The sequence below is a fragment of the Acetivibrio ethanolgignens genome (genome assembly GCF_001461035.1).
In the GTDB taxonomy this organism is placed as follows: Bacteria; Bacillota; Clostridia; order Lachnospirales; family Lachnospiraceae; genus Velocimicrobium; species Velocimicrobium ethanolgignens.
In genome coordinates this window covers 78,899-86,117 of sequence record NZ_LNAM01000208.1, presented here as the reverse complement: position 1 = coordinate 86,117, position 7,219 = coordinate 78,899, and the positions used below count along the sequence as shown (strand labels likewise).

Here is a 7,219-nt window from a genome sequence, read left to right as displayed (position 1 = left end):
TTGATAGATGCAGAAATCTGGTTATCATTCTGGTTGTCTTGTGTTATACTTTTATTCATAGCATGAGCCTCCGGTTGTTTTGTTTTGTGTGGTAACTTAATTATAACAAAACCAGCGGTTTCATGCTATTTTTATGCCAGTATTTATTGAATTTTCAAGGTTCATAGGCATTTAATCATGTGCGAAGTTTGAGTTTATTAAATTAATTCAATATTTTTATTGATTTAATATTTTTTTTGTGTATTATTCACATCTTTTTGTGCTTCAAAATAAAAAAGCACAAAAAAAATAGCAAAAACACGCAGTTTTTCGCTATTTTTCATTTGATACTTTTTTAACATTTTTGGTTATTTTGCTATTTTTAAACTTTCTTGAAATTTACAAGCTCTATCGCTTCCTTTCCGGAAAGATGCTCAATCGTAAGCTCCAGCATACAAACATGCTCTATCTGCCTGTCTATTTCAGCCTTCCGTCCCTCTACCTGCTCAGGAGAATATTTTGCTGCCAGAGCCTCCAAGGCCTCTCGTTTCTCTTCACCCTCAAGAGCTTTGATACGCCCAAAAGCAATTACGCTTCTAAAATAAGTGGTATATTCCTCTGGCACAATCTGATTCTTATCTATAACACAAAAAGATACCTTATCATTTTTCCTAATAGCATCCAGCTTATGACCACTTTTTGCCACATGAAAATAAAGCTTTGCATTATAATATACATAGCTTAATGGTACTGCATAAGGATAATCATCATCTCCTGCTACTGCTAACACTCCAGCTGTTCCTCTTTCCAAAACAGCAATACTTGCCTCTTCCGATAGCTGCTGCTTAAAGCGACGCATTTTTCGAAACATATCGCATCCTCCTTTCTCTATCAGTCCTTGTAGTAATTAATCAGGCAGCCCTTCTGAATAATAGCTCTTTCATCCTCTGTCAGCTCTCCTAGTCTCATGGTGAACTCCTGCAAGCCCTCCCTCCTTACGACATAGGCCTTGATGTCCTCTGCTTTATCCGCTACTGCCCTCTTTATTTCTGGAATAAAAATATAATCTCCAATTTCAAATGGCTCACTGCCATCTAAAAGAAATGGAAGCATACCCCAGTTAATCAGATTAGAACGGTATCTCTTGGTTGCATATTCCGAAGCGATATTAGCAAGACCTCCCAGTACTCTCTGACAGCTAGCTGCCTGCTCTCTTGCAGAACCATCTCCTGGCTTTACCGCATAAATCGTGCTTCCGATTTCCACTTCATTTTCTTCAATACCGGAAAATTCCCTGGAAATCACGGAAAATACCTCAGAAAGCTCTGGGTTCTTAACACCGTTTCTTCTGTTTTCCTCCATCGTCCGTACCTCCTTTGCCCGTCCTACATAAGCAGGGTCTTTTCTGGACAGAGTAAATTCAGCCAGTCCCAGTGGATTAGAACGATAAGAGGAGGTTTCCCCAGAAGGAATCAGCTCATCTGTGGTTGTTACCGGATCATGAATGACAGAAACCACCCTTAACAAAATATTATCCTTTAATTCTACCATAGAAGGCCAGTCCACAATATTCGGACCAAACTTGATTTCTTCCTCCGGTTTTGGATTACCAATGCCGTTATATACCCGATTCTCATAAATAGAAGCATCAAAATGATATACCGGCTTAGTAAATTCACAATCCAAATCCGTAGCCGCTGTCAGGTAGCCCTGGTTAGCAGCCGTTGCAGCAATAGAGCGGGCATCCATCAATGCTACAGAAGCAATCTGTCCGCTGGTAAGCTTAGAGCCTTCGCGGTTCGGGAAGTTCCGTGTCGTATGGCGAATGGAAAGACCACGGTTAGCAGGCACATCTCCTGCACCAAAGCAAGGTCCACAAAAAGCGGTACGAATCGTTGCACCCGTTGCCATTAAGTCTGCTACCCTTCCATTCTTTACCAGCTCCATAAATACCGGCTGGCTCGCTGGATATACACTTAAAGAAAACGCATCGTTTCCAATATACTTTCCTCTTAAAATATCTGCCGCATCACAGATGTTTTCAAAGCCACCGCCGGCACAGCCTGCGATAACTCCCTGCTCTACATATAATCGTCCATTTTTTATCTTATCTCTTAAGGTATAAGAAATCTTGCTATTGTCCAGGCTTACAAAAGCATTTTTTTCAACCTCTGCTAAAATATCCTCAAGATTAGCATTCAATTCTTCAATCGTATATACATTGCTTGGATGGAATGGCATCGCAATCATTGGCTTGATTTCTGATAAATCAACGTATACCAGACCATCATAATAAGCTACCTTTTCCGGCTTCAGTTCCTCATAAGCCTCAGGGCGGTTATGAATCTCATAGAATTCCTTTACCTTATCATCCGTCTCCCAGATAGAGGAAAGACAGGTCGTCTCTGTTGTCATAACATCTATGCCGATACGGTAATCTACGCTTAAATTAGCTACACCATCACCGAAAAATTCCATTATCTTGTTATTTACATATCCATTTTTAAAAACCGCACCGATAATTGCCAGGGCTATGTCCTGTGGACCAACACCATGTCTTGGCTTACCGGTCAGATATACACCGACAACCTTAGGCATAGCAATATCATAGGTTTTGGACAGCAACTGCTTTACAAGCTCTGGTCCACCCTCACCGATTGCCATGGTTCCCAGGGCACCGTAACGTGTATGACTATCCGAGCCTAAAATCATCTGTCCACCACCAGCCAGCATCTCTCTTGCAAACTGATGAATAACTGCCTGATGCGGAGGAACATAGATTCCACCATATTTTTTTGCACAGGATAAACCAAATACATGGTCATCCTCATTAATTGTGCCTCCTACAGCACACAAACTATTATGACAGTTCGTTAATACATAAGGCACCGGAAACTTCTCTAATCCTGATGCTCTTGCTGTTTGTATAATTCCTACAAAAGTAATATCATGGGAGGTCAGCTTATCAAACTTAATTCTAAGCTGCTCCATATTGTCAGAGGTATTATGCTCTGCCAATATACGATAGGCCATCGTACCCTTTTTAGCTTCCTCCTTAGCAATATCCTCTCCACCAAAACGTGTCAAAAGTCTTTCTCTTGCCGCAGGGCTCTCTTCAATAATCTCTCTTCCCTCTAATACATAAGCCCCATGTTCTAATAATTGAATCATTTATCTAACCTCTCTTCCCTTTTATTTTATAAAAAGCGGCCCTATTACGATTGTACAGAGCCGCCATATCTCCTAAAATAATCCGGTAATTACGCCATCATCATTTACATCAATGCCAAAGGCTGCCGGCTTTTTCGGAAGTCCTGGCATCGTCATAACCGTACCTGTAATTGCTACCACAAAACCTGCTCCGGCAGATACATAAGCCTCACGAATATGAATCGTAAAGTTCTCCGGCCTGCCAAGCTTTGCTGGATCATCAGACAGAGAATACTGATTCTTTGCCATACAGACCGGCATATCTCCATAGCCCAGTTCTTCAATCCGTGCAATGGCTTTATCGGCAGCAGCATCATAGGTAACACCACTGGCTCCATAGATTTCCTTTGCCACAGTTTCTATCTTTTCCTTTACGGATAAAGAACTGTCATACAGCGGCTTGAAGTGACTTTCCTTGTTCTCCAGAGTACTGATAACCTTTTCAGCCAGAGCAATACCACCTTCGCTGCCCTTTTCCCAAACCTCAGAAAGAGCAAAATCACAGTTTCTTGCTTCACAGAACTCTTTTACAAAGGCAAGCTCTGCATCGCTATCCGTTACGAAACGATTCAGGGTAACAACACAAGGAACGCCAAACTTCTGTACATTTTCAATGTGCTTCTCCAGATTAACAATACCTTTTTTCAAAGCTTCCAGATTTTCTGTGCCAAGCTCTATTTTTGGTACACCACCATTGTATTTTAAGGCTCTGACAGTCGCTACCAGTACAACTGCATCCGGCTTAAGGCCTGCCATCCGGCACTTGATATCCATAAATTTCTCTGCACCTAAATCCGCACCAAAGCCTGCTTCTGTGACAACATAATCTGCCAGCTTCAAAGCAGTCTTAGTTGCCCGCACACTGTTGCAGCCATGGGCAATATTAGCAAACGGCCCACCATGAACAATGGCCGGTGTATGCTCCAAAGTCTGAATCAGGTTCGGCTTAATCGCATCCTTTAATAAGGCGCCCATGGCTCCTACCGCATTTAACTGCTTTGCCGTAATCGGTTCACCAGTATAGCTGTAAGCAACGATAATCTTTCCCAAACGTTCCTTTAAATCCTTCATATTTTCTGCCAGACAGAGAATAGCCATAATTTCAGAAGCCACAGTAATAATAAAATGATCCTCTCTTACAATGCCATCGACCTTTCTTCCCAGGCCGACTACAATATTTCTAAGCACACGATCATTCATATCGACACAGCGTTTCCAGACAATCTGGTTCGGGTCAATCTCTAACTCATTGCCCTGCTGGATATGATTATCCATCATAGCTGCCAGAAGATTGTTTGCTGAGGTAATTGCATGAAAGTCACCGGTAAAATGAAGATTTAAGTCCTCCATCGGTACCACCTGAGCATAGCCGCCACCAGCAGCTCCACCCTTGATACCAAAGCAAGGTCCTAAGGAAGGCTCTCTTAAAGCAATTACTGCTTTTTTATTCATTCTTCCAAAGGCCTCTCCTAAGCCTACAGTTGTCGTTGTCTTTCCTTCTCCTGCCGGTGTAGGATTAATGGCTGTTACTAAAATAAGCTTTCCGTCCTTTTTATCCTTTACTTTATCCCAAAGCTCATCTGAAAATTTTGCTTTGTATTTTCCGTAAAAATCCAGCTCATCCTCTGTAATGTCCAACTTCTTTGCAACCTCACGAATATGGACAAGCTCTGCTTCCTGTGCGATTTCAATATCTGTTTTCATTGCCTTTCTCCTCCTGGTATTCAGATTTGCTATGACCTCCAAACCTTCGGTTTCTCGGTCACGGGCTTTCGCCTTTTCGGCTTCTCGCCACGCTATGACCTCCAAACCTTCGGCTTCTCGCCACGCTATGACCTCCAAACCTTCGGTTTCTCGGTCACGGGCTTTCGCCCCTCTGGGCTTCTCGCCATGCTATGACCTCCAAACCTTCGGTTTCTCGGTCACGGGCTTTCGCCCTATAAAAATTTGCACATATTCACATCTTCGTGCAAGCACGAACTGTGATATGTACAAATTTTTGCATGGCTCATTGCTTTCGTGTACATTATACCCTAGGTTGTCTGTCAACTTCAATAGGACTTACGATAAAATATACTAATTTTTTCGTGAAGCAGTTCTAATAAACAATCCTTCCCCTTTTTCTTGAAACAAAACTTATTTAGCAAATAAAGGAGCAGGCTCGAGACTATCAGTCCTGCTCCTATCTATATTTGGCAATCTTAGGATATCTTTTTTCTAATATAAGAAAGATAATTAAAAAGAATATCCTCTTCATAGCACTGATAATACATCCGGCTTCCCACAACATCCTCAATTTCATTAAATAAAAGCTGTCCTTTTTCAGACCGGATAAAATCAATTCCTGCAAAATCAAAGCTCCAACGCTCAAAACATTTTTTAACCAGTATCTCTTCTTCTCCCGACAATCGATAAGGCTCCACAGCTCCACCAAGAGAAAAATTAGATTTAAAGCCCTCCTTTGCTCTCCTGAGAACACATCCCTGAATCTGGTTTCCAATAATATAAACCCGCAGATCCTCTCCTGGTCCGGCTACTCTTGGCTGAATAACCACATCATCCCCTCCAATACCAGAAAGAATCTGTGGAAGCTTTTCTCTATTTTCATAAAGAAAAACCTGGCTGCCGCCATGACCGGCGACTGATTTTATCACCAGGGACTTTAGAAGCCTTCCATTTTCATCCGCAGGTGCTTGCAAAAGCTGCCTCTCCACATATTCCCGGCGGCAGAAGGCAGTGTCAACTACAGGAATAGAAAGCCTTGCCACCTCCTGATAAGCAATAGCCTTATGGTTTCCTGCTAAGGAAACCTCACTGTTATTAAAGACCAGTAATCCCATATGCTCCAACTGCCTTGTCAGAAGCCAGTCTCTCGTCCGGCATAGCACAAAATCCGGATTTTCCTCTATTTCACCTGCATAACGAAGTCTTGTTTTTCCTTGTTCTATAGTTGTAGAAAGTTTGTCTGCATACAAAAGCTCAATATCTATTCCTAATTCTTCTCCTGCTTCCTTATGCATTCTTATAAAGTCTTCATTTTTTTTTGCATCTTCTCTTCCATAAATCAGCCACGCCTTAAATCTTTTCATACTTTCCTCTTTTCTACAGCCCGCTAACGCTTGCCTTCTCCTTCAAATACCCTAAAATGTGCTCTGCCACATTTACGCCTGTACAATCATAAATATTTTTAAAGTGGGCATTAGAATTTACCTCACATACCACAGGCCCTGCCTCTCCAAATAAAATATCTACACCTGCAAAATCAAGTCCCAGTGCCTGACAAGCCCTTACTGCCAGCCTTTTTTCTTCCTCTGTCGGCTCATAGGCTTTCATTTTTCCGCCATTTGAGATATTCGCACGAAAATCACCAGTTTCAGAATACCGATACATTGCAGCTACAACTTTGTCACCAACCACCTGTAGCCGGATATCTTTTCCAAAGGAGCTTTTTATAAATTCCTGCATCAGAAACGGCTTTCCTGCCAGCTCTTTTACAAGCTTTGAAAGCTCCTCCTGGTTATTAACCAGATACACCTGCCAGCCAAAGGAGCCAAAGCATTCCTTTACTACCATAGGAAATCTTAGCTTCTCTGCTGCAAGCTCTAAAAATTGCAGATTAGTATAACCGATATTAGAATAGGTCATTGGTGCCAGAATTGTCCGAGGCATCGGTACTCCAGCCTTTTCCAGCAAAAGATGGGTCAGGGCTTTATCATCACAGACTTCAATTGCCCTGGCAGAATTGGCCACTAAAAGTCTCCGGTTTTCCAAAGCCTTTGCCAGACGGATGTCCTTATCCCAAAATAATACAAAAGAGGCCTCTATAGTCTCTGCCCTTTCTCCTAATACCGGTAGAAGCTGGGCATTTGTTTTCTGCTCCAGGCAGATTGCCTGCTGACTGGCAGCCAAAAAAAGCATGTCATACAATTCCCGAAACTTCTCTGTCATTAAAAATTCATTTACTACCAGTAATCCTTTCATAGAATCTTTATGCCTCCTTATACAAAGACAGACCTGCCACTGCCTAGCA

At 42.1% G+C, this 7,219-nt stretch carries 5 protein-coding genes; all 5 read right to left on the bottom strand.

Features of this window, described 5'->3' with window-relative positions; all coding sequences use genetic code 11:
* Window positions 1-361 precede the first annotated feature (361 nt).
* Window positions 362-850 carry a pyridoxamine 5'-phosphate oxidase family protein gene (locus ASU35_RS17000; protein ID WP_058354157.1) on the bottom strand — a complete coding sequence of 163 codons (489 nt, stop codon included), beginning with the start codon at window positions 848-850 and terminating at the stop codon, window positions 362-364.
* A 20-nt stretch (window positions 851-870) separates the two neighbouring features.
* Window positions 871-3,150, bottom strand: coding sequence for a hydratase (locus ASU35_RS16995; protein WP_058354156.1), 2,280 nt, complete (start codon window positions 3,148-3,150; stop codon window positions 871-873).
* Between the two features lie 72 nt (window positions 3,151-3,222).
* The gene (locus ASU35_RS16990; RefSeq protein ID WP_058354164.1) at window positions 3,223-4,893 is read right to left on the bottom strand and encodes a formate--tetrahydrofolate ligase; all 1,671 of its coding nucleotides are present in this window, start codon (window positions 4,891-4,893) and stop codon (window positions 3,223-3,225) included.
* Between the two features lie 497 nt (window positions 4,894-5,390).
* Window positions 5,391-6,278, bottom strand: coding sequence for an ATP-grasp domain-containing protein (locus ASU35_RS16985; protein ID WP_058354155.1), 888 nt, complete (start codon window positions 6,276-6,278; stop codon window positions 5,391-5,393).
* A gap of 13 nt (window positions 6,279-6,291) precedes the next feature.
* Window positions 6,292-7,170 carry an ATP-grasp domain-containing protein gene (locus ASU35_RS16980; protein ID WP_058354154.1) on the bottom strand — a complete coding sequence of 293 codons (879 nt, stop codon included), beginning with the start codon at window positions 7,168-7,170 and terminating at the stop codon, window positions 6,292-6,294.
* Window positions 7,171-7,219: the final 49 nt, after the last annotated feature.